The sequence below is a fragment of the Streptomyces poonensis genome, from assembly GCF_014650915.1.
GTDB lineage: Bacteria > Actinomycetota > Actinomycetes > Streptomycetales > Streptomycetaceae > Streptomyces > Streptomyces poonensis.
In genome coordinates, this window is the sequence record NZ_BMVW01000005.1 from 133345 (window position 1) to 155340 (window position 21996).

12 protein-coding genes and 2 pseudogenes are annotated in these 21996 nt (G+C 69.8%); 2 read left to right on the forward strand and 12 right to left on the reverse strand.

The window, feature by feature from the left end; translation table 11 throughout:
• Positions 1-38: 38 nt before the first annotated feature.
• The 6 genes from pulA to IE242_RS15550 all read right to left on the reverse strand — a co-directional run bounded on the left by pulA (position 39) and on the right by IE242_RS15550 (position 12846).
• Positions 39-5432: a pullulanase-type alpha-1,6-glucosidase gene (gene pulA, locus IE242_RS15525; RefSeq protein ID WP_189859500.1), complete on the reverse strand. Its 5394-nt coding sequence runs from the start codon at positions 5430-5432 to the stop codon at positions 39-41.
• Between the two features lie 114 nt (positions 5433-5546).
• Complete coding sequence (locus IE242_RS15530) at positions 5547-7265, reverse strand: carbohydrate-binding module family 20 domain-containing protein (RefSeq protein WP_189859502.1); 1719 nt, start codon at positions 7263-7265, stop codon at positions 5547-5549.
• A gap of 322 nt (positions 7266-7587) precedes the next feature.
• Complete coding sequence (locus tag IE242_RS15535; protein ID WP_189859504.1) at positions 7588-9267, reverse strand: glycoside hydrolase family 13 protein; 1680 nt, start codon at positions 9265-9267, stop codon at positions 7588-7590.
• A gap of 229 nt (positions 9268-9496) precedes the next feature.
• The gene (locus tag IE242_RS15540; protein ID WP_189859506.1) at positions 9497-10408 is read right to left on the reverse strand and encodes a sugar ABC transporter permease; all 912 of its coding nucleotides are present in this window, start codon (positions 10406-10408) and stop codon (positions 9497-9499) included.
• Between the two features lie 13 nt (positions 10409-10421).
• A complete protein-coding gene (locus IE242_RS15545; protein WP_189859508.1) occupies positions 10422-11423 on the reverse strand; it encodes a carbohydrate ABC transporter permease in 1002 nt (333 codons plus the stop codon).
• Between the two features lie 154 nt (positions 11424-11577).
• Positions 11578-12846 (reverse strand): extracellular solute-binding protein, encoded by a 1269-nt coding sequence (locus IE242_RS15550; protein ID WP_189859510.1) that lies wholly within the window; start codon positions 12844-12846, stop codon positions 11578-11580.
• A 523-nt stretch (positions 12847-13369) separates the two neighbouring features.
• Between IE242_RS15550 and IE242_RS15555 the strand changes: the two genes are divergently transcribed.
• Positions 13370-14404, forward strand: a complete 1035-nt coding sequence (locus IE242_RS15555; RefSeq protein ID WP_189859512.1) for a LacI family DNA-binding transcriptional regulator — start codon at positions 13370-13372, stop codon at positions 14402-14404.
• A gap of 223 nt (positions 14405-14627) precedes the next feature.
• Positions 14628-15509, forward strand: coding sequence for a phosphatase PAP2 family protein (locus tag IE242_RS15560; protein WP_189859515.1), 882 nt, complete (start codon positions 14628-14630; stop codon positions 15507-15509).
• On the opposite strand, the gene IE242_RS15565 is transcribed toward IE242_RS15560, so the two are convergent.
• From IE242_RS15565 to IE242_RS15585, 6 genes and pseudogenes are all read right to left on the reverse strand, one after another.
• Entirely contained in the window at positions 15460-18462 is a 3003-nt protein-coding gene (locus tag IE242_RS15565) for a bifunctional [glutamine synthetase] adenylyltransferase/[glutamine synthetase]-adenylyl-L-tyrosine phosphorylase (protein WP_189859517.1), read from the reverse strand. The two genes, IE242_RS15560 and IE242_RS15565, sit on opposite strands and share 50 nt — an antisense overlap.
• 212 nt (positions 18463-18674) lie before the next feature.
• A complete protein-coding gene (locus tag IE242_RS15570; protein WP_189859519.1) occupies positions 18675-18923 on the reverse strand; it encodes a hypothetical protein in 249 nt (82 codons plus the stop codon).
• A 134-nt stretch (positions 18924-19057) separates the two neighbouring features.
• Positions 19058-19978: a helix-turn-helix domain-containing protein gene (locus IE242_RS15575; protein ID WP_229858955.1), complete on the reverse strand. Its 921-nt coding sequence runs from the start codon at positions 19976-19978 to the stop codon at positions 19058-19060.
• Between the two features lie 495 nt (positions 19979-20473).
• A pseudogene (locus IE242_RS37715) lies at positions 20474-20617 on the reverse strand (NADP oxidoreductase); the annotation flags it as partial.
• Positions 20618-20787: 170 nt separating this feature from the next.
• Positions 20788-21458, reverse strand: a pseudogene (locus IE242_RS15580) (nucleotidyl transferase AbiEii/AbiGii toxin family protein).
• The gene (locus IE242_RS15585; protein WP_189859523.1) at positions 21455-21802 is read right to left on the reverse strand and encodes a transcriptional regulator; all 348 of its coding nucleotides are present in this window, start codon (positions 21800-21802) and stop codon (positions 21455-21457) included. Before IE242_RS15585 ends, IE242_RS15580 begins: the two are co-directional and overlap by 4 nt.
• Positions 21803-21996 lie beyond the last annotated feature (194 nt).

The following is a 21996-nucleotide window of genomic DNA, read 5'->3' on the forward strand; positions in this document are numbered from 1 at the left end:
GCGGACCCCCTCGGGCCCGCACCACCCACGCTAGCGCCCTATCGGGCGCTCCGGGAGAACACAGCGACCGTCCTCGCCGGGACGCTGAATATGCCAGTCTCAGCCTCGTACGACGCGAATTTGACAGTGGCATCGGCGCCCGCCGCCTGCACCGGGTGCAGCGCGTACGACGTGCCGGCCAGCGCTGACACCTTCTGGTCGCGCCGTTCCGGCGTGGCGTTGAAGACGACGACGAGGTCACCCAGCTCCATGGTGATGACACCGGGCGTCTCGTCCTTCCCGGACAGCGGGAAGGACAGCTTCGACTGCACCTCGCCCGCCGTGTCCAGCGAGAAGGCGGACTCCGTCGTACGGATCCGCAGCAGGTCCTGGTAGGCGGCCGAGGCCCCCTGGATCTGCTCGCAGCCCACCTGCACCGAGCTCAGCAGCGGCTTGGCGTAGGACCACTTGGCCTCGTTGTCGGCCGCCGGGGGCAGACCGCGCCCGAAGCCGTTGCCGTCCCGGCAGTCCCAGTGGATCGCGTTGTACCAGTCGCCGCTGTCGTAGGAGTTGCGGTCCAGGGACTTGGAGCGCAGCAGGTCGGTGCCCGCCTGGTACAGGGCGGGGCCCTGCGACAGGGTGGCCGTCGCCTGGGCGAGGACCTGCATCCGGGCCCGGTCGTCCGCCGAGGTGTCCTTCGGCAGCTTGAAGGTCAGCGCGTCGAACAGGGACTCGTTGTCGTGGGCGTCGACGTAGGCGAGGGCGTCACCGGGTGCATCGGCGTATCCGGCGGGCGCACCGTTGTAGTCGACCTCGGACCCCTTGACCTCCCGGCCACTGGTGTCGGTGAAGGTGTACGACTTCAGGTTGCCGCTCAGCCCGACCTTGACGAGGTCCTGGTAGTGCAGCAGCCGCGCCTTCTGCTCGGCCTCCGTCCCGTTGTCCTTCGAGGAGTTGGGGTCGGTGTAGAGCCCCGAGGCGAAGCCCTGCACACCCGGGTCCTCGTCGAACGGTCCGCCGCCGCGCACGGCGTCACGGGCGCGGTCGGAGAAGGTGGCGACGCCCGTCCCGGCCATGTTCTTCTGCGTGGCCTGGACGAAGCGGGCGTCGTCGGCGACCTCGCCGAAGTTCCAGCCCTCGCCGTACAGGATGATGCTCTTCCCGTCGACGCCGTCCTTCTCCACGGTCAGCGCGTCGAGTGCCTTCCGCACGGCCACGATGTTGGCCTTCGGGTGGTGGCCCATCAGGTCGAAGCGGAACCCGTCGACCTTGTACTCCTTCGCCCAGGTGACGATGGAGTCGACGACCAGCTTGCCCATCATGGCGTTCTCGGGCGCGGTGTTGGCGCAGCAGGTGCTGGTCGCCACGGAACCGTCGGCGAGGAGCCGCTGGTAGTAGCCGGGCACCACCTTGTCCAGCACGGACGTGTCCGCCTGACCGCTGGAGGTGGTGTGGTTGTACACCACGTCCATGACGACCCGCAGGCCGTCCTCGTTCAGCGCCTTGACCATCTTCCGGAACTCGACCGTGCGCCGGGTGCCGTCGGGGTCGGTCGCGTAGGAGCCCTCGGGAACCGTGTAGTGGTACGGGTCGTAACCCCAGTTGTACGCGTCCTTCGCCGCGGCCTTCGCCACGCACTCCTGCTGCTTCTCGGAGTCGGCCGGGTAGGAGGCGAGGTCGCAGTCGACGACCGCCTGGTCCGCCTTGTTCTCGGGGATGGTGGCGATGTCGAAGGCGGGCAGCAGGTGCACGTACGACGTACCGGACTTCGCCAGCTCGCGCAGGTGCTTGGAGCCGTCGCTGTCCTTGTCGGTGAAGGCGAGGTAGGTGCCCCGGTGCTCCGCCGGGGAGGTCTTGTCCTCCACCGAGAAGTCCCGGATGTGCAGCTCCTGGATCTGGGCGTCCTTGAGCGGTACGGACTTGGGCTTGGCGAGGTTCGACCAGCCGCTCGGGGCCAGGGACTTGTCACCCAGGTCGACGACGAGGCTGCGCTCGGAGTCGGTGGTGAGGGCCACGGAGTACGGGTCGGTGACCTTGTTGGTGACGATCTTGCCAACGGTCGGCGCCCACACCTTGACGACGTACCGGTACGGCTTGTTCTTCCAGGACGGGGACCCGGTGACGGACCAGACGCCCGTACCGCCGTCTCTCCTCATGGCGACCGTCTTACCATCCAGCTCCAGCGACACGGACTGCGCCGTCGGCGCCCACACGGCGAGCGTCGGCCGGCCCTTGCGGTCGAACGTCGGCCCGAGGTCCGCGTCCGTCGCGTCGTACAGGTCGTCGAGCACGCCCGCGATCTGGACGCCGGTCGCCGCCAGCACGGCACCGTTCGCGGCCCGCTGTGAGGCCACGACCTGGCCTTGGAGCGCCTCGCGCACCCGGTCGCGGTCGCGCGGGTCGACGGTCCAGGCGGTGTACGCCTTCAGGTGCGGGAACTTCTCCTTCTGCGCGTCGGTGAGCTCGGACCTCGACAGCCGGAGCACCTTCGCGTCACCGGTCAGCGTGCCGTTCTCGACCGCTATCGAACCGTCGCGCGCGTACAGCAGCTGTGTGGAGGCGGCGCTCGGGCTGCCGTCCCAGGCGACCGTGTTCCGGTCGATCCAGACCGCCTTGGAGGTGGTCAGGTCCAGGGCCGCCGCACTGCCCGCGGGCTGCGGGAGCAGGTACTTCTCCTGACCGCTCAACAGCCACACCTCGTGGCCATTGGCCTTGAGGTCCAGCGCCTGGTCGCTGGGGAGGTCCTTCTCGTCGCCCTTGTGGATGATGTAGCTGAGGTTGGTGGCACCCTCGGTGAGCGGTACTTCGAAGACAGCGCCATAGGAGTCAGTCTTCACCGGTTCGAGGGGTTTCGACCAGTCCGTCGGGTTCGCCGCGCCGCCCCAGACGTGCAGTCCCCAGCCGTCGTAGTCCCCGTCGGCGCGGTGGTAGTGGAGGACGGCCTTGGACTTGTCCTGCTCGGGGTACTCGCCGGAGGGACGCTCGGTGAGTACGGTCTCCTTGCCCTGCTCGATCCAGACCTCGCCCGTCTTCGTGACGTCGATGGTCCGGTCCGCGGAGACGTCCTTGTTGCCGTCCTTGTCGATGACGAGGAAGCCGACGTTCGAGGCGCCCGGCTTCAGCTTGACGTAGGCGAAGGCGCCGTACGCGTCACGGCCGACGAAGGGGTGGGTCTCGGGCCAGGTGGTCGCCTCACCGTCGGCGAGGTCGCCCCAGGCGTACAGGCCCCAGTCGTCGTAGTCGCCGTCCTCGCGCTTGTAGTGGACGATCGCGTAGTCACGGGACGACGCGGTGGGGATCTCCTCGGCGGGCGGGGTGCCGGTGGTCGAGGCGGCCGTCGCGCTCGCCGTACGGCCCGCCGAGTCGACCACCACGGCCTTGTAGCGCAGGGCGGTGCCGGCCGGGACGTCCTCGCCGATGGTGTGGGTGACCTTGTACGGGGCGTGGTCGGCGGAGCCGAGCACCTGCCACTTGCCGTTGCCGGTCTGGGCGGCGAAGACGACGCGGTTGAGCTGCCCGCCGTCGACATCCGCCGTGAGCTCGACGGTGCCGGTGGCGCCCGCGTCCGGGGCCTTCAGGGTGACGGACGGCTTGGTGGTGGGCTTGCCCAGCTTGCCGGCCGCCTTGAACACGACCGACGATCCGGCCGGGACCGTGACGGTGACCTTCTTGTCCGAGCCGCTCTTCACGGAGGCGTCCGTGCCGTGGATGCCGCGGAACGTCATGCCCGCGGACCCGGTCTCGAACGTCGCCGTCTTCGCCTCGTCCGCGTTGTTGAAGGCGACGACGTACTCGGTGCCGGTCTTCGCGTCCGTACGGGAGAAGGCGTAGACGCCCGCTCCGTCGGCCGCGTACCGCTCCGTCTGGACGCCGTCGGCGAGGGCCGGGTTGGCCTTGCGCAGCTTGGCGAGCGCGGCGATCTGGCGGTAGAGCGGCGCCTTGGTGTCGTAGGCGTCCTCGGCGTGGGTGCGGTCGGTGCCGAGCTGGTCGTCGTCGAGGTAGTCGGCGACCTTCGAGGCGAACAGGGTCTGGCGGGAGTCCTTGTCGCCGCCCGCGCCGGTGAAGCCCTGCTCGTCGCCGTAGTAGATGACCGGGTTGCCGCGGCTGAGGAACATCAGCTCGTTGGCGAGCTTCGCCTTCTTCACCAGCTCGGCGTCGGAGGCCCCGGCGTCGTCCTGCTTGAGGAAGGTGCCGAAGCGGCCCATGTCATGGTTACCGAGGAAGGTGACCTGCTCGTACGCGTTGGCCTTGTCGGTCGTGTACTTGTAGTCGTCACCGAAGAGCGCGGCCAGCTTCTGGGCGCTGCCGCCCTGCGAGGCGTACGCGCGGGCCGCGTCCTGGAACGGGAAGTCCAGCGTGGAGTCGAGCCGGCCCTCGGTGACGTACGGCGCGGTGACGGACGTGTCGGCGGAGTACACCTCGCCGAACATGAAGAAGTCGTCCCGGCCCTTCTTCGCCGCGTAGGCGTCGAGGGAGGTGGCCCACTGGGTCCAGAACTCCATGTTGACGTGCTTCACGGTGTCGATCCGGAAGCCGTCGATGTCGAAGTCCCTGACCCACCGCTGGTAGATCTTCTCCATGCCCTCGACGACCTCGGGACGCTCGGTCCACAGGTCGTCCAGGCCGGTGAAGTCCCCGTACGTGGCGGACTCGCCGGCCCAGGTGGAGTCGCCGCGGTTGTGGTACATCGTCGGGTCGTTCAGCCAGGAGGGGACCTTGACGTCCTTCTTGGCGGCGGGCACGGACGGCGTGTACGGGAACGAGCCGGTGCCGACGGCCGGGAACTTCTCCTTCCCGTCCGCGTAGTCGGCGTCGTCGAAGGGCTCGCCGTCCTTCGTCAGGTACGGGAACGCGCCCTTCGAGAGGTACTCGTAGGACTTCTCCTCGTAGTCGACGACGTCGGCGGTGTGGTTGGTGATGACGTCGAAGAAGACCTTCATGCCCTTGGCGTGGGCCTTGTCGATGAGGGTCTCGAGGTCGTCGTTCGTGCCGAAGTGCGGGTCGACCTGGGTGAAGTCGGTGATCCAGTAGCCGTGGTAGCCGGCGGAGGCGTTCTCGCCGGTTCCCTGCACGGGCTGGTTCTTGAAGATCGGGGCCAGCCAGATGGCGGTGGTCCCGAGGTCCTTGATGTAGTCGAGCTTCCGGGTCAGGCCCTTGAGGTCGCCGCCCTGGTAGAAGCCCTTGTCGGTGGGGTCGTAGCCGGTGGCCAGGCGCGAACCGGTCAGACCACCCTTGTCGTTGGACGTGTCACCGTTGGCGAAACGGTCCGGCAGGACGAAGTAGAACTGCTCGCGGGTGAGCTCGTGGCGGGCGGACTCGGCCGCCAGCTTCGCGTCCGAGGGGGGTGCGGGCGGCCGGGGCGCGGCGAGCGCGGGCACGGCCGGGGCCAGCGTGGCGCAGAGCGCCGCGGCGACGGCTGCGGTCGCGGTTCTTCGCAGGGGCGGGCGTCTCACGGACTCTCTCTCCTGGTAGGGGCCTGACAGGGGTAGGGGAAGAAGCGTCCGCCCGGCGCCTGCCGGTGAGGGGCGCCGGGCGGCCGCGTGGCACAACAGGCCCGAGGGGGCCGGTCAGTTGCGCCAGGTGTCGTTCAGCGTCACCTTGCCGGAGGTCGGGACGGTGGCGGTGCGGTTGGCGCCGCTCTCCCAGGTGACGTTTCCGGCCGCGTCCTTGCGGATGTACTTGTACTCGAAGGACGTTCCGGCCGGGAGGTTCACGTCGAGCTTCCACACCGGGTACGTGGCCGGGTCGAGCTTGAGGGCGCTGCCGGTGTTCCAGTTGCCGAGGGCGGACTGGTTGCCGGTGACGTAGATGTTCTGGCCGAGCTGGGTGGTGGCGTTGACGGCGAACGAGGCGCCGGACTGCGGGTCGGGGTCGGTGCCGGGGTCGGGGTTGCCGCCGCCCTGGCAGGTGCGGGCGCCGGTGTGCAGGGCGAGCGCGGTCTGCGCGCCGAGGGTGGCGGTGAACTGCCCGGAGCCGTTGACCGTCACGGCCTTCCCGCTCTGCACGTCGCAGTAGTCGCCGGAGGGCAGCGAGGTCTGGAAGGTGCGGGTGAGCGAGGAGCCCTCGTGGTTGATCGCCACGTACGCCTTGGAGCCCCGGCCGAAGGCGATCTGGTCGCCGCCGTTGTCCCACCAGTCGGTCACGGCCTCGCCGCGCGCGGTGTTGCGGAAGGCGACCATGGAGGAGATCTCGTTCCAGGCGTGCTGGCACTTCCAGCCGTCGCTGTAGCAGGCGTTCACCTGGCCGCCGCTCGGCGGGCCGGCGTCCTTGTCGGACCACTCGTAGCCGGAGTGGACGTCGGGCGAGCCGTAGGGCCAGGCCAGCATGAAGACACTGGCGAGGGTGTAGTCGGCGCCGTTCTTGTAGTTGAGGGTGTCGCCGCCGCGCTCGGTGTCGTGGTTGTCGACGAAGACGGCGGACTTGCCGGACGCCATGTAGCCCCAGCTCTCGCCGAAGTTCTTGAGGTAGGCGAGGTTCTCGTTCTGGAAGACGCGCTTGAGGTCGCGGGCGTAGCGGAACTCCTGGACGTCACCGGTGCCCAGGTACTCGCTCGGCGAGACGGCCTCGCCCGCGCCGTATATCGCCTCCTGCTTCCAGTACACGCCGGGGTCGGTCAGCTTGCCCTTGATGGCGGCCAGGTCGGCGGCGGGCATGTGCTTGGCCGCGTCGATCCGGAAGCCGTCGACGCCGAGGGAGAGCAGGTCGTTGAGGTAGCCCGCGATCTTCGTGCGGACGTACTCCTCGCCGGTGTCGAGGTCGGCGAGGCCCACCAGCTCGCAGTTCTGGACGTTGGCGCGGTCCCCGTAGTTGCTGCCGATCTGCGTGGTGCAGTCGTTCATGTCGGAGGACGAGTACAGGCCGGGGTAGTCGTACTTGGTGTAGGAGGAGCCGCCCGTGCCGGTGCCGGAACCGGCCGACATGTGGTTGATGACGGCGTCGGCCACGACCTTCACCCCGGCCGCGTGGCAGGTGTCGATCATGCTCTTGAAGGCGGCACGGTCACCGAGACGCCCGGCGATCTTGTAGCTGACGGGCTGGTACGAGGTCCACCACTGACCGCCCTGGATGTGCTCCTGCGGGGGCGAGACCTGGACGTAGCCGTAACCGGCGGGGCCGAGGGTGTCGGTGCACGCCTTGGCGACCGAGTCGAACTTCCACTCGAACAGGACGGCGGTGACGTCCTTGGTGCCGGGCGGGGACGCGTAGGCGCTGCCCGTGGGGACGGCGAGTGCCACCGACGCGGCCGCCGCGAGGGCGAGCGCGCCGGAGAGGGTTCTGCTGGCCATGCGGGGGTCCTTCTCCGTTGAAGGTGCCCATGCCCATGGGGAGGGCAGAGCAGGTGCCAATGGGGAGGGCGTTGAAGGTTCTTGCTGCAACCTGACTGAAAACTTTCAGCCGACCGAACCGTACGAGCCACTGATGCACCGGTCAACCCTCTGGACACGCCTACTTCACCGGCCCGAAACGGCCGTCCGATAAGGGGCGTTGGTCCGCCTGCCACCTGCCATGACACCCCATACGACGACAGCAGGGACCCGCCACCCGGAACGGGCGGCGAGCCCCTGCAAACAGACGTAAGCCCTTGCCGTCAGACTGATTCAGTCATCCTCAGGCAGTCGTCCACCACACGGTGGTGTCCGCGGGCAGCTTCGCCTCGTCGTCCGCCACGGTCACCTCACCGCTGGACACCAGCACCCGGCCGTACGCCGGAATCTGCACGCCCTCGCCGGTGGTGTTCGCCACGCACACGAACTCCCCGCGGCGGAAGGCGAGCACGCCCTCGGGCGCCTTGAGCCACTCCACGGAGTCGCCCGCACCGAGATCGGCCTGCTCGCGGCGCACGGTGAGCGCGGTGCGGTACAGCTCCAGGGTGGAGTCCGCGACGCCGGTCTGCGCCTCGACGCTCAGCTCGCCCCAGCCTTCGGGCTGCGGCAGCCAGGAGCCGCCGTCGCCGAAGCCGTACGAGGAGCCGGTGCGGGTCCACGGGATCGGCACCCGGCAGCCGTCGCGGAAGCCGTCCTGTCCGGCGCCCCGGAAGTACGCGGGGTCCTGGCGCACCTCGTCCGGCAGGTCCACCACGTCGGGCAGGCCCAGTTCCTCGCCCTGGTAGACATAGGCGGAGCCGGGCAGCGCCAGCATCAGCAGGGTGGCCGCACGGGCCCGGCGCAGGCCGAGGTCGCGGTCGCCGGCGCTGCGGATCTGGGTGCCGAGGCCGGCCTCGTTGCCGAAGCGCGTGGCGTGCCGGGTCACGTCGTGGTTGGACAGCACCCAGGTGGCGGGGGCGCCCACCGGGCGCATCGCGTCGAGGGTGCGGTCGATGACGGTACGGAGCTCGGGCGCGTCCCAGTAGGTGCTCAGGTACTGGAAGTTGAACGCCTGGTGCAGCTCGTCGGGGCGCACGTAGCGGGCGGTGCGCTCGACGGTCGGGGTCCAGGCCTCGGCGACGAAGATGCGCTCGCCCGAGAACTCGTCGAGGACCTTGCGCCACTCGCGGTAGATGTCGTGGACACCGTCCTGGTCGAAGAACGGCATGACATCGTTGCCCAGCAGCTTGACCTGATCATGGGAACCCAGGTCGGGCAGGCCCTCGGCCTTGACCATGCCGTGCGCCACATCGATGCGGAAGCCGTCGACGCCCATGTCGAGCCAGAACCGCAGGATGGAGCGGAACTCGTCGCCGACCGCCGGGTGCTCCCAGTTGAAGTCGGGCTGCTCGGGGGCGAAGAGGTGCAGGTACCACTCGCCCGGGGTGCCGTCCGGTTCGGTGACGCGGGTCCAGGCGGGCCCGCCGAAGATGGACTCCCAGTCGTTGGGCGGCAGCTCGCCGTCCTCGCCCTTGCCGGGGCGGAAGTGGTACCGCTCCCGCAGCGGGGAGCCCGGCCCCTCGGCGAGGGCGCGCTTGAACCACTCGTGCTGGTCGGAGGAGTGGTTGGGGACCAGGTCGACGATGATGCGCAGGCCCAGCGCGTGGGCGTCGCGGATCAGCGCGTCGGCGTCCAGGAGGTTGCCGAACATGGGGTCGACGGCCCGGTAGTCGGCCACGTCGTAGCCGGCGTCGGCCTGCGGAGAGGCGTAGAAGGGGCTGAGCCACACGGCGTCGACGCCGAGGTCGCGCAGATACGGCAGCCGGGAACGTACACCCTCGAGGTCGCCCATGCCGTCGCCGTTGCTGTCGGCGAAGCTGCGCGGATAGACCTGGTAGATCACCGCGTCGCGCCACCAGTCGCGACGGGCGGCGACGGTCGCGAGTGCGGAGGTCGGGGCCGGTTCAACGGAATGCTGGCTCATGACGTCCTTGATGCGATGGGGGGGTCCCCCCGCTCGAGCGGAGCCGAGAGGGGGGAAGGGATGTGGACAACGGTGTCTCGGGTCGGGGTGACGAGGCGGCCGCGGTGGCAGCGGGGTCGGACGGTCCCTCTGTGCTCGAATGCGCGGAGGGCACCGCGGCCGCCACCCGCGCGCCGGGGCGCGCGGGAGCCTCGGACGGGCGGTCCCCAAGGGGATCGCCCCGGGGCCGTCAGCCCTTGGTGCCGCCCGCGGTGAGGCCGGTCACCAGGTTCTTCTGCACAAGGTAGAAGAAGGCGGAGACTGGGATGGCGACCAGCACGGCGGTCGCGGCCATGTACTGCCGCTGCGCGTCGTGCTCGCTGACGAAGCTCTGCAGACCGACGGCGAAGGTGTACTTCGTGTCGGACAGCATGAACACCGTGGCGAAGGCGACCTCGCCGACCGCGGTGATGAAGCTGTAGAAGCCGGCGACGGCCAGACCCGGCCGGGCGAGCGGCAGGATCAGCCGCGCGAACGTGCCGAAGGGGCTCAGTCCGTCGACGCGCCCGGCCTCGTCGATCTCGAACGGGATGGTGTCGAAGTAGCCCTTGAGCAGCCAGGCGCAGTACGGCACCGCGGTCGTGCAGTAGACGAGGATGAGGCCGAGGTAGCTGTCGATGAGCCGCAGCTCCGACAGGATCTCGTACATCGGCACCATCAGCACGGCCACCGGGAACATCTGCGTGACCAGCAGCAGCCACATGAACTTGCGGTAGCCCGGGAAGCGCATGCGGGAGACCGCGTAGCCGGTGGTGGCGGCGACGAGGACGCCGATGACGGTGGTGCCGAGCGACACGATGAGCGTGCTCACCAGCCAGTCGGAGAAGTTCGTCTCGGTCAGCACGAACGTGTAGTTGTCGAACGTCATCTTGCCGAAGATGCGTTCGGGGTGCAGATAGTCGTCCTTGTCGGGGCCGAGCGACAGGAAGACCAGCCAGGCGATCGGGAAGAGCGCGGCGAAGCTCGCCACGATCAGGATCAGGTGCGAGACGAGGGAGCCGGCGCGGCTGCGCTGCCCGCGTCCGCGCACCTTGCGCGGCGGGGTGGCCGCCGCGGGGGCCTGGTCCACCGGCGCGGCGGTCGGGAGGGTCGTGGTGCTCATGGGGACTCCTGCCTCAGATCGCGGACTGCTCATTGCGGTCCAGCCAGCGGCGGTAGACGGAGGTGAAGACGATCAGGATGGAGAGGAGGAGGATGCCGTAGGCGGCCGACTGCGCGTAGTCGCGCGGCTGCTGGCCGAAGCCCAGCTGGTAGGCCCAGGTGACGAGGATCTGCGCGTCGGGCGCGGTGTTGCCGAAGAGCAGGAAGATCACCGCGAACTGGTTGAACGTCCAGATCACACCGAGCAGCACCACGGTGGAGCTGACGGTCCGCAGGCCCGGCAGGGTGACGTAGCGGAAGCGCTGCCAGGCGTTCGCGCCGTCCATCTCGGCGGCCTCGTACAGCGTGGAGTCGATGGACTGGAGCCCGCCGAGCAGCGAGACCATCATGAACGGCACACCGCACCAGGTGTTCACCATGACCGCCGCGAACCGCTGCCAGAAGGTGTCCTCCAGCCACATCGGCGACGGCAGGCCGATCGAGTCCAGGAAGTTGTTGATGACGCCGGAGTCGGCGAGCATGAAGCGCCAGCCGAAGACGGTGACGAAGGTGGGCACGGCCCACGGCAGCACCAGGATCAGCCGGTACAGGGTGCGGCCGCGCAGCTTCTGGTTGAGCAGCAGCGCGAGGCCGAGGCCGATGACGTAGTGCAGGGTGACGCAGAGCACCGTCCAGACGATCGTCCAGATGAAGTGCGACCAGAAGCGGTCGTAGCTGGTCGGGCCCCACAGGATGTCGGCGTAGTTGTCGAGGCCGACCCACTCGTAGGTGGCCTCGATCTCGTTCACGCCGATGGTGCGGGCCGAGTTGAGGCTGTTGGCGTTGGTGAACGTCAGGTAGAGGCCCCGGGCCAGCGGATACAGGACGAGGCCGCCGATCACGACGACCACCGGGGCGATCATCGCGTACGCGTACCAGTACTTCTGGTAGCTCTGCTTGAGGCGCTGGAAGCGACCGCGGCGCGGGCCCGGCTCACCTCTCCGCTTGCCGGTCGCTCGGTCGATGGCGACTGTCATGGTTCGACACCTTCTGCATGTTCAGGGGTACGGCCCGGGGCGGCCGTGGGGAGCCCGGGTGCGCAACGGGGCGACGTGGTGTGTGCGGCACCCGGGCCGGAGGCCGCCGCATCGCTCCGCCCGGAGCCCGGGAGGGGGTGCGGCGGCCGCGTGATCACTTGCTGAAGTCCGGCACCAGCTTGGTGATCGCGGTCTCCACGTTGGCCAGGCCCTTGTCGAGGGACTCCTTGCCGCTGGCGATCTTCGGCAGCTCGTCGTCGAGCGGCGTCCAGAAGGAGCTGTACTCCGGCAGCGCCGGGCGCGGCTGGGCGGCGGAGAGCACCGTCTGGTAGCCGGCGATGCCCGGGTCGGCCTTCACCCGGTCGGTGTAGGCGTCATCACGGGTGGGCAGCGTGGAGTTCTTCAGGGCGATGGTCTCCTGGGACTTCGCCGAGGTCATGAAGTTCACCAGCTTCAGCGCCGCCTCCTGGTGCGCCTTGTCCGAGCCCGCGTACACGGAGAGGTTGTGGCCGCCGGTCGGGGCGCCCGCCTTCCCCGCGGAGCCGGCCGGGACGGTGGCGATGCCCAGGTTCTCCTTGTTCTTGAAGGCCGAGCCCTTGTAGAAGTTCGTGATCTCCCACGGGCCCTGGATGATCGAGGCGACCTTGCCGTTGTTGAACGCGTCCTGCTGGTGGGCGTAGGCGTCGGCGGTGGTGTCGGCCTTGTGCAGGCCCTTGCCGTCGAACAGGTCCAGCCAGGTCTGGTACGCCTTCTTGGCCTCGGCCGAGGCGACAGTGATCTTCTTGCCCTCGGCGTCGACCGTGTCGGTGCCCTCGCCGTAGAGGAACGGCTGCCCGTAGTAGCCCGCGGTGGAGCCCCAGTAGCCGTCGACGCCGGTCTTGTCCTTGATGGTGGCGGCGGCCTTCTTCAGGTCCTCCCACGTCTTGGGGACCTCGACGCCGGCCTTCTCGAACAGTTCCTTGTTGTAGACGAAGGCGAGGGTGTCGGTGACCAGCGGCACGCCGTACGTCTTGCCCTCGTACTTGGCCTGCTCGAGCAGGTTGGACTTGAACTTGTCCTGCTCGGCGAGGGCCTCCGTGCCGTCCAGCGGCAGGAAGTAGCCCTTCTTCGCGAAGGCGGGGGTCCAGCCGACCTCGGCGCGCAGCACGTCCGGGGCGCCCGAGGCGCCGGCGGCGGTGTCGAACTTGTTCTGCGCCTGGTCGAACGGGACGTTGACGAACTTGACCTTGATGTCCTTGTTCGCGGCCTCGAACTCCTTCACCAAGGCCTTGTACGTCGGCGCCTCATTGGTGGCGTTGGAAGTGTCCCAATAGGTGATGGTGACCGGACCGTCGGCACTGTCGCCGCTGTCGCTTCCGCCGCAGGCCGTCGCCGCGAGGGCGAAGGACGCCACCAGCGCGGTGGCCGCTATGCCACGCCGCATGAGATCTCCTTGAGGGTGAAAGCCCGTGTGATGCGGGGACCGGCCTGAATCCGCTCCCTGCCGTCTTGCCGACTGCGCCGATGGGGGTGCCCCCGTTCGAGCGGAGCCGAGAGTGGGGGAGGCCAGCGGGCGACGTGAACGTAACAGCGATGCAACCGTTGCGAAAGACCTTGCAGAAAAAAAGTGCAAGAAACGGCGACGGTTACCCTTCCGTGACCCCGTCGCAACCGCTCGAAAACCCCTACTTGCAGCCGCTCAGCACGGCCAGGGACACTTGTGCAAGACTCTGCAAGCTCTTGCCAAGGCTTTCCTGTGCGGGAATCATCACCCTGTCAGCGCCTTGCGGAAGGCGCCCCTTTCGTACGGGACCCACCCCGTCGCCGTACGGGAAGCAGGGACCTGACACCGATCAGAGACACGAGGGACCGCGATGACGCAGCAGCCCGCGACGGGCCGCACCCCCGCGCCCACCCGGCGACGGGCCGGTGGGCAAGCGGGCACCCGCCCGGTACAGTCCGGTGCCGTGACCACACGGCTTGCCGACATCGCGGCCCAGGCGGGGGTCAGCGAAGCGACGGTCAGCCGGGTGCTCAACGGCAAACCGGGCGTCGCCGCGACCACCCGCCAGTCCGTGCTGGCCGCCCTCGACGTCCTCGGCTACGAGCGGCCCGTACGGCTGCGGCAGCGCAGCGAGGGCCTCGTCGGCCTGATCACCCCCGAGCTGGAGAACCCCATCTTCCCGGCCCTGGCCCAGGTGATCGGCCAGGCGCTGACCCGGCAGGGCTACACCCCGGTCCTCGCCACCCAGACCCCGGGCGGCTCCACCGAGGACGAACTGACGGAGATGCTCGTGGACCGCGGGGTCGCCGGCATCATCTACGTCTCCGGACTGCACGCGGACACCACCGCCGACATGCAGCGCTACGAGCAACTGCGCGCCCAGGGCGTGCCCTTCGTCCTCGTGGACGGCTTCTCGCCGAAGGTCCAGGCCCCCTTCATCTCCCCGGACGACCGCGCCGCGATGAGCCTGGCGGTCACCCACCTGGTCTCCCTCGGCCACACCCGGATAGGCCTCGCCCTCGGCCCGAAGCGCTTCGTGCCCGTCCAGCGCAAGATCGACGGCTTCGTCCGCACCATGCAGGAGCAGCTGGGCCTGGCCCCCGAGACCATCGAGACCGAGCTGGTCCAGCACTCCCTCTACACGCTGGAGGGCGGCCAGGCCGCCGCCGCCGCGCTGATGGACCGGGACTGCACCGCGGTGGTCTGCGCGAGCGACATGATGGCGCTGGGCGCGATCCGCGCGGCGCGGCAGCGGGGCCTCGACGTCCCGAAGGACATCTCCGTGGTGGGCTTCGACGACTCCCCGCTGATCGCCTTCACCGACCCGCCCCTCACCACGGTCCGCAAGCCGGTCCCGGCCATGGGCCAGGCGGCGGTGCGCACCCTGCTGGAGGAGATCGGCGGCACCCCGGCGCCGCACAGCGAGTTCGTGTTCATGCCCGAGCTGGTGGTGCGCGGTTCCACCGCCTCCGCGCCCGGCGACCGGAATCGTCCCTGAGGACGGGATCGTCCCTGAGGACGGGATCGTCCCTGAGGACGGGATCGTCCCTGAGGACGGGATCGTCCCTGAGGACGGGATCGTCCCCGAGGAGGAGAGTCCCGGTCCTGGAGGGGTACGTGGGCATGAGGCCGCACCGCCCGCCCACTAAGGAGACCGCCTGTCCGGGACCCGACCAGGGGATGATCCGTGAGCGAAGTCTTATCTGGCAGACTCTGTGCCCATGAGTGAGACGACCGTGACGACATTGGAAGGCAGGGATCGGACCGCTCCCCGGCCCGTCACGGACGTCACCGGGCGAGGGGTCCTGGCCCGGCTGCGCACCCCCCGCCGCCCGCGCTTCTGGTTCGAGATCCTGCTGATCGCCGTGAGTTACTGGACGTACTCGCTGATCCGCAACGCGGTCCCGGAGCAGAAGGCCCAGGCGCTCGCCAACGCCGACTGGATCTGGAAGGTGGAGCACCACCTCGGGATCGCCGTCGAGAACACGGTCAACCACACCGTGAACTCGGTGAAGTGGCTGATCGTCGGCATGAACTACTACTACGCGACCCTGCACTTCGTGGTGACGCTGGGCGTCCTGGTCTGGCTCTACCGCAGCCATCCCGGCCGCTACGCCGCCACCCGCCTGGTGCTCTTCGCGACGACGGCGGTGGCCCTGGTCGGCTACTACTTCTACCCGCTCGCCCCGCCGCGCCTGATGACGGGCGGCGACTTCATCGACACCGTCCTGGTCCACGAGACCTGGGGCTCCATGGCCTCCGGCGACCTGAAGAACATGTCGAACCAGTACGCCGCGATGCCCTCCATGCACATCGGCTGGTCCCTGTGGTGCGGGCTGACCATCTTCGCGCTGGCCTCGGTGCCGTGGGTGCGGATCCTGGGCCTGCTCTACCCGGCGGGGACCCTGGTGGTGATCGTCGCCACCGCCAACCACTTCTGGCTCGACGCGGTGGGCGGCGCGCTCTGCCTGGCCTTCGGCTACGCGGTGGTCCGCGTCTGGTACGGCGCGCTGCCGCAGGGGCTGCCGCGGCAGGTGACCGCCGGGCCCGTGCTCACATCCCGTAGAACAGCGCCTCCACGACACCCCGAGCGCGCCGCGTGACCCTGCGGTAGTCGTCCAGCATGTCGCCCACGTGCCCGGGGCCGTACCCGAGGTAGCGGCCCACGGCGCCCAGCTCGCGCGCGTCCGAGGGGAACGTGTCGCCGGCCCGCCCGCGCACCAGCATCACGGCGTTGCGCACCCGGGTGGCGAGCACCCAGGCCTCGTCGAGCGTGGCGGCGTCCTCCTCGGAGACCAGGCCGGCGGCGCGTGCCGCGGCCAGCGCGGCCCGGGTCCGCGTGGTGCGCAGCCCCGGCTCCTCGGCCCCGTGGCGCAGCTGGAGCAGCTGGACCGTCCACTCGACGTCGGACAGCCCGCCCCGCCCCAGCTTGGCGTGGAGCGTCGGGTCGGCGCCGCGCGGCAGCCGCTCGGACTCCATCCGCGCCTTCAGCCGCCGGATGTCCCGTACGGCGTCGTCCCCGAGCCCGCGCCGCGGATAGCGCAGCGGATCGACCAGCTCGGCGAACCGCCGCCCCAGGTCCTCGTCGCCCGCGACGAACTCGGCCCGCAGCAGCGCCTGCGACTCCCACACCAGCGACCAGCGCCGGTAGTAGGCCTCGTACGACTTCAGGGTCCGTACCAGCGGCCCGGACTTGCCCTCGGGCCGCAGGTCCGCGTCGATCAGCAGCGGCGGGTCGGTGCTCGGGATCTGGAGCAGCCGCCGCATCTCCGCGACGACCGTGTTCGCGGCCCGCGCGGCCTCCTGCTCGTCGGCGCCCTCCCACGGCTCGTGCACGAACAGCACATCGGCGTCGGAGCCGTAGCCCAGCTCGTGCCCGCCGAACCGTCCCATGCCGATCACGGCGAAGCGGGTGGGCAGCGTGTCCCCGTAGTGCTCCCGCACCACGGCCCGCAGCGTCCCGGCGAGCGTCGCCGCCGTCAGGTCCGACACCGCGTCGCCGACCATGTCCACCAGCCGGCCGTGGTCGACGTCGCCCGGCGACCCGTCGGTGCCGTACGAGCCCACGATGTCCGCGGCGGCCGTACGGAACAGCTCGCGCCGCCGCACCCCGCGCGCGGCCGTGACCGCCTGCCGGGCCCCGTCGGCGCGCCCGACCGCGGCGAGTATCTCCTGCTCGAGCTGCGCACGCCCACGCGGCTCGAGGTGGCCGCGGCCACCGTCCCCGTCGCCCAGCAGCGCGACGGCCTCGGGAGCCCGCATCAGCAGGTCGGGGGCCAGTCGGCCGGCGGACAGCACGCGCGCGAGGTTCTCGGCGGCGGCCCCCTCGTCCCGGAGCAGCCGCAGGTACCAGGGTGTCCTGCCCAGGGCGTCGGACACCTTCCGGAAGTTCAGCAGCCCCGCGTCCGGGTCCGCCGAGTCGGCGAACCACCCCAGCATCACCGGCAGCAGCGTCCGCTGGATCGCCGCCTTGCGCGACACGCCCGACGCCAGCGCCTCCAGGTGCCGCAGGGCCGCCGCCGGGTCCGCGTACCCGAGGGCGACGAGCCGCTCCCGGGCGGCACCGGCGCTCAGCCGGGCCTCGCCGGGCGCGAGCTGGGCGACGGCGTCGAGCAACGGCCGGTAGAACAGCTTCTCGTGCAGCCGCCGCACGGCGGCCGCGTGCCGCTTCCACTCACGCAGCAGCCCGTCGACGGGTTCCGTGCGCAGCCCCAGCGACCGCCCGAGACGCCGCAGATCGGCCTCGTTGTCGGGCATGAGGTGGGTACGCCGCAGCCGGTGCAGCTGGATCCGGTGCTCCATGGTCCTGAGGAACCGGTACGCCTGGTCGAGCTGCTCGGCGTCGGCCCGCCCCACGTACCCGCCGTCGGCGAGCGCCCGCAGCGCGTCGAGGGTGGTGCCGCTGCGCAGGGAGGTGTCGGCCCGCCCGTGCACGAGCTGAAGCAGCTGCACGGCGAACTCGACATCGCGCAGGCCCCCGGGCCCGAGCTTCAGCTCCCGCTCGACCTCACCGGCGGGGATGTTCTCGACGACCCTGCGCCGCATCTTCTGCACGTCGGCGACGAAGTTCTCGCGCTCGGCGGCCTGCCACACCAGAGGGGCGAGGGTCTCGACGTACTCCGCGCCGAGCTGCGCGTCCCCGGCGACGGGCCGGGCCTTGAGCAGCGCCTGGAACTCCCAGGTCTTGGCCCACCGCTGGTAGTAGGCGAGGTGGGAGGCGAGCGTCCGCACGAGCGGCCCGTTGCGCCCCTCGGGCCGCAGGTTCGCATCGACGGGCCAGATGCTGCCCTCGACGGTCGACTGTGAGCAGATCCGCATCATGTGGGAGGCGAGCCGGGTGGCGGCCTTGATGGCTTTCTGCTCATCAGCACCCTCCGCGGGCTCACCCACGAAGATCACATCGACATCGGACACGTAGTTGAGCTCGTGTCCCCCGCACTTGCCCATCGCGATGACGGCGAGCCGGCACACCGCGGCGTCGTCCGGCGCGGCGCTCCGGGCGATGGCAAGCGCGGCGCGCAGGGTGGCGGTGGCGAGGTCGGCGAGCTCGGCGGCGGTCTGCGCGACGTCTATGGTCCCGCACACGTCCCGCGCGGCGATGGACAGCAGACACCGCCGATAGGCGACCCGCAGGGACACCGGATCCCCGGCCTCGGCGAGCCCCCGCTCGAACTCCTCCACCCCCGGGTGCAGATCCCGCGGCTCGTACGTGACGAGCGCCTGCCAGTCGTGCGGATGCCGGGCGAGATGGTCCCCAAGCGCCTCGGACGCGCCGAGCACCCCGAGCAGTCGGTCCCGCAGCGGCTTGGCCGCGATCAGCGTGTCCAGCAGCTGCCGCCGCGCCGTGGGCTCGGGCTGCGCCTCCAGCAGCCGTACGAGGCCGAGCAGCGCGAGATCGGGATCGGCGGTGGCACCGAGCGCCTCGAGCAGCACGGGATCGTTCCGTATACCGGCCAGCTCCGTGCTCTCCAGCAGCCGCTCGGCGGCCGACGGATCGGTGAAGCCGTGCCGCAGCAGCCGAGTGAAGGTACTGCTCCTGCGCCCCGGCGCCGTCATGGTCGGCCTCCTTGTCGGATCCGATCCGTGCGGTTCGTCGCTCCGTCGCTCCACACGTCCGGCTCACTGTCGGATCATGGTCGTACGGGCACGAGCCTAACTCCGGAGCCCGGAAGGAGCGGCGGGCATACCGGTGTCGCCGGCACGCTCGCCGACACGACCGGTCCGTCTGCCCCCGCTGTGCTGTTCGGCGCCACCCTGCCGGGGGAGGCTCAGCGGCTGCTCCGGCCGGTCCGCCTGCGCTCCCAGGCCTCCTGGACGAAGGAGACGATCATGCCGGACACCAGCCACACGGCGCCCACCAGCACCGACTCTCCCCAGGTCAGGGGCGCCAGGAAGTGCACGGCCACGACGATCGCCCCGGCGAGGACCAGGTCCCTGCCGATCGCCGCCGCACGCGGCAGCCAACGCCGCCGCGCCTGCTTCCCGGATCTGCCGCTCGTGCCCTGCTGCTCCGTCATGGCGCCTCAAGCTCCCCCGTGAGGTACGTCCCCCGTCGGCCACCGCCCCGAGCCGGGACCGTGGCCCACGCCGGATGAAGCGTACGCGCCCGTCCCGGGCATCGTCAGTGCTTCAGACGGGGGGAACCGAGGACCTACGCGGCGGCGAATCGCGGAGCACAGTCGCGACAGTGACCCGGCTCCGTCGAGCGGAAGGCACGCTCGCGGCCGTCGCAGGTCTGGAAGGGCGCCGGACGCGACGGTCGCGGCAGGTCGGGCAGATTAGGCAGATTAGGCAGATCACTCGACCGAGGCGCGGCGGCCGGGAGCGGCGGTGGGAGCAGCGCGGTGAGGCGGTGGGCCAGGAACGCGGTCGGGTGGCGCAGGGGCTCCACGGGCAGCGATGCGCTCAGGGTGCGCCGTACGTCGGCGGAGTCGACTCCTCGTTCCAGCCAGGCGTTCACGGCGGGCGCGAGGCGGTGGATGTCGCGCTCAGACAGGAGCAGCCGGGGGTCGTCCAGGCGGAGCCGTGCCAGCAGGGCGATGGCGGCGGAATGGTGGAAGGAGTCAGCGGCGGGGGCCGGGAGGAGGGGGAGGTGTCCGGTGGGGGTCGTACGTTCGGTGCGATCCGGTGCCGACGGCGTCGGTGTCTCTGCGGTGGGTGTTGCCGTGGGTGTTGTCGCCGTGGGAGTGACCGAGTGCGTGGGAGCCGCTGGTTCGGGCTCCTCGGGCTCAGGCGCCGTTTCGGAACGCGGGGCGGCCGGAACCGGCGTACCGGTGAAGGCAGGGTTGAGCCGGGGCTGGTTGTAGGAGATCGTCCGGGTCACGATCTGGCCGGACGGCATGCGCTCCCTGGTCCGGGCCAGATAGCCGTACGTCTCCAGCTCGCGCAGGGCGGCGGCGATCCTGGTCTCGCCCTCGGGAAACTTCGCGGCGAGCGCCTTGATGCCGACCGGGGTGCCCTCGGGCAGCGACTGGATGTGGGTGGCGAGACCGATCGCCGTCAGGGACATCTCGGGGTGCTGGGCGAGGTGGTTGCCCACCACGGTGAACTGCTCGGGATGACGTGCGGCCACGAGGCCAACTCCGTTCTTGGAACGGTGACGGTGGGAACGACCGGACCGGGCGCGCGGGGGCGCGCTAAGGTGCTGTTCAGCCATCGGGAAGGTCCTGCTTCCTCGGTGGTCAGGCCCTCGCTCCGGGATTGCCGTCCCGGCGGGGGCCGTCGCATGTGCGGTTGTCGGTGTCGGTGTCACCTCGCGAGGTGAAAGTCGTATCGCAAGGCGAATCTGGCCCGACCTTGCCCCACCAACTTCCTTGATCGCCAGCCCAGTCGGCGTGGCTCACCCGTTCGAGTGAGGGGGTCGGGTGGGGTGGGGTTTGGTTGGTTCTTTCCCCGGTTCTTACTTCTTTTAGCAGCGGGCACGACCGGGTCATCGACCTGCACGACCCGGCCGAACGCGACCTCACGAGATGCACACCGGATACACGCCTTCGAGGTCGACGACGGCACGCTCGCAGCACTCAGATCCACTATCGGAGAGCCCCGTGCCGCCTTCCGCTTCCTGACGGCTCGATCCCGCTGCGTACGCCAGCGGAGATGCGATCGCTTGTGTATCCGCTCCTTCGCCGACCCACAGCGCGATGACCAGCGCGGCGGTCGCTTCCAGGAGCTCCGCACCTTCGAAACCGCCGCCGACCAGGAGCTCACAGCCACGTGACGCGACGCGGCAAGGGCGTCGTTGACGACAGCCGACTGTGGCCGCTGCCGTTCGCGCTCGTTGATGTCACCTATGGATGTCAGTGGCCGCTGTCAGGAACATCCATCTGCTGCCTGAATTTTGGCAAGCCACTGACTACGCGTCCGCCTCGCACTGGAACCCAGTCAGTCGTCGTACGAGGTGTCCACTTCAAGCAGACGCTCGGCGATGTCGTCCGCCCACGCCTGGGCCCACCGGCGCAGCTCGGTGATCGCCTGTCCATCGAGGCCGTAGGCGCCGAACTCGCTGTCGTCGATCCAGTCCGCCCCGGCGAGGCGCGCTTGGAGGTCCGTGAGCTCGAAGCCGTCGCGGGCATGGCGACGGCCGAGCTCTTCGAGTTCGGGGTGGCTCCAGCGGTCGAAGGCTGCGTGAACGTCGATGAGGTCACGAGCGAGGCCACGGTCGGCCAGGGCTCGAACCTTGGTTCCGACGACGTCTTCGAGGGAGAGAACCAAACCGTATTCCGTCTCCACTGGTGGGCGCCAGAGGGCTTCCTTGAGCACATCGACCTCGCACTCCGCGCCGCTGGCCGGGTCGGTCACGACCAGCCGTGCGGACAGAGGATCCGTCTCCAGTGCGTGTACCTTCCAGCCTCGCTTCTCCAGTCCCGCGCGCACGGCGGCGGCGATCTTCTCCATACCTTCCGGGCTCTCGGTGGCGACGTCGAGATCCTGGCTGAGGCGATCGACGAGGCCGTGCGCCTGGACGGCATAGCGTCCGGTGAGCGCGAGGGGGTAGGGGTGCCTACGGCGAGGACGTCGGCAAGCAAGCGGCGATGCAGGTCGGTGAGGTTCACGCGACGGCCTGAGCGTGCGGATCCAGTTCGGCGAAGGCGGCTTCCCAGACGGCGCGGAGGTCCCGCCTGATCAGTGTGCGCAGGGTGGGCCACATGCTGATGAGCAGGTCCCGGTTGAGGTACTGGACCAGGTCGTCGTGGAGGCCCTCGGCAAGGACGATGCGGTAGCAGCTCATGCGCAGCCGCGGCTGGTCCAGGTCGAATTCGGTCAGTCCGGACCAGGCCAGGTGCAGCGGCAGTTTCACCACCCCATGAACAGGGCCGGCAAGCTCCGCCAGCTCACCGGGCAACCGCCGGGCGAACTTGGCTCTACGAAGCTCTGGGACGGAGAGTGGTGCGGCCATGCCCCGATTATCGCCCGAGGGCTGCGTGCACGGGTGACAACATCGAGTTTCCACGCCATGTCCTAGGTCATGGACTGAGGACACCCTGAAGAGCGGCCTCTCTGAGATCAATCCGAGAGGCCCTCCAGTGCTCTGCACCTGGTCACACGCAGTGCCCCGGCAGGATTCGAGCCAGTGACACCCGCTTTAAGAGT

Bases quoted from the DNA above. Each gene is read 5' to 3' on its own strand.
- IE242_RS15530 (WP_189859502.1), bottom strand. From the start codon at position 7,265: ATGGCCAGCAGAACCCTCTCCGGCGCGCTCGCCCTCGCGGCGGCCGCG.
- IE242_RS15535 (WP_189859504.1), bottom strand. From the start codon at position 9,267: ATGAGCCAGCATTCCGTTGAACCGGCCCCGACCTCCGCACTCGCGACC.
- IE242_RS15540 (WP_189859506.1), bottom strand. From the start codon at position 10,408: ATGAGCACCACGACCCTCCCGACCGCCGCGCCGGTGGACCAGGCCCCC.
- IE242_RS15545 (WP_189859508.1), bottom strand. From the start codon at position 11,423: ATGACAGTCGCCATCGACCGAGCGACCGGCAAGCGGAGAGGTGAGCCG.
- IE242_RS15550 (WP_189859510.1), bottom strand. From the start codon at position 12,846: ATGCGGCGTGGCATAGCGGCCACCGCGCTGGTGGCGTCCTTCGCCCTC.
- IE242_RS15560 (WP_189859515.1), top strand. From the start codon at position 14,628: ATGAGTGAGACGACCGTGACGACATTGGAAGGCAGGGATCGGACCGCT.
- IE242_RS15565 (WP_189859517.1), bottom strand. From the start codon at position 18,462: ATGACGGCGCCGGGGCGCAGGAGCAGTACCTTCACTCGGCTGCTGCGG.
- IE242_RS15570 (WP_189859519.1), bottom strand. From the start codon at position 18,923: ATGACGGAGCAGCAGGGCACGAGCGGCAGATCCGGGAAGCAGGCGCGG.
- IE242_RS15585 (WP_189859523.1), bottom strand. From the start codon at position 21,802: ATGGCCGCACCACTCTCCGTCCCAGAGCTTCGTAGAGCCAAGTTCGCC.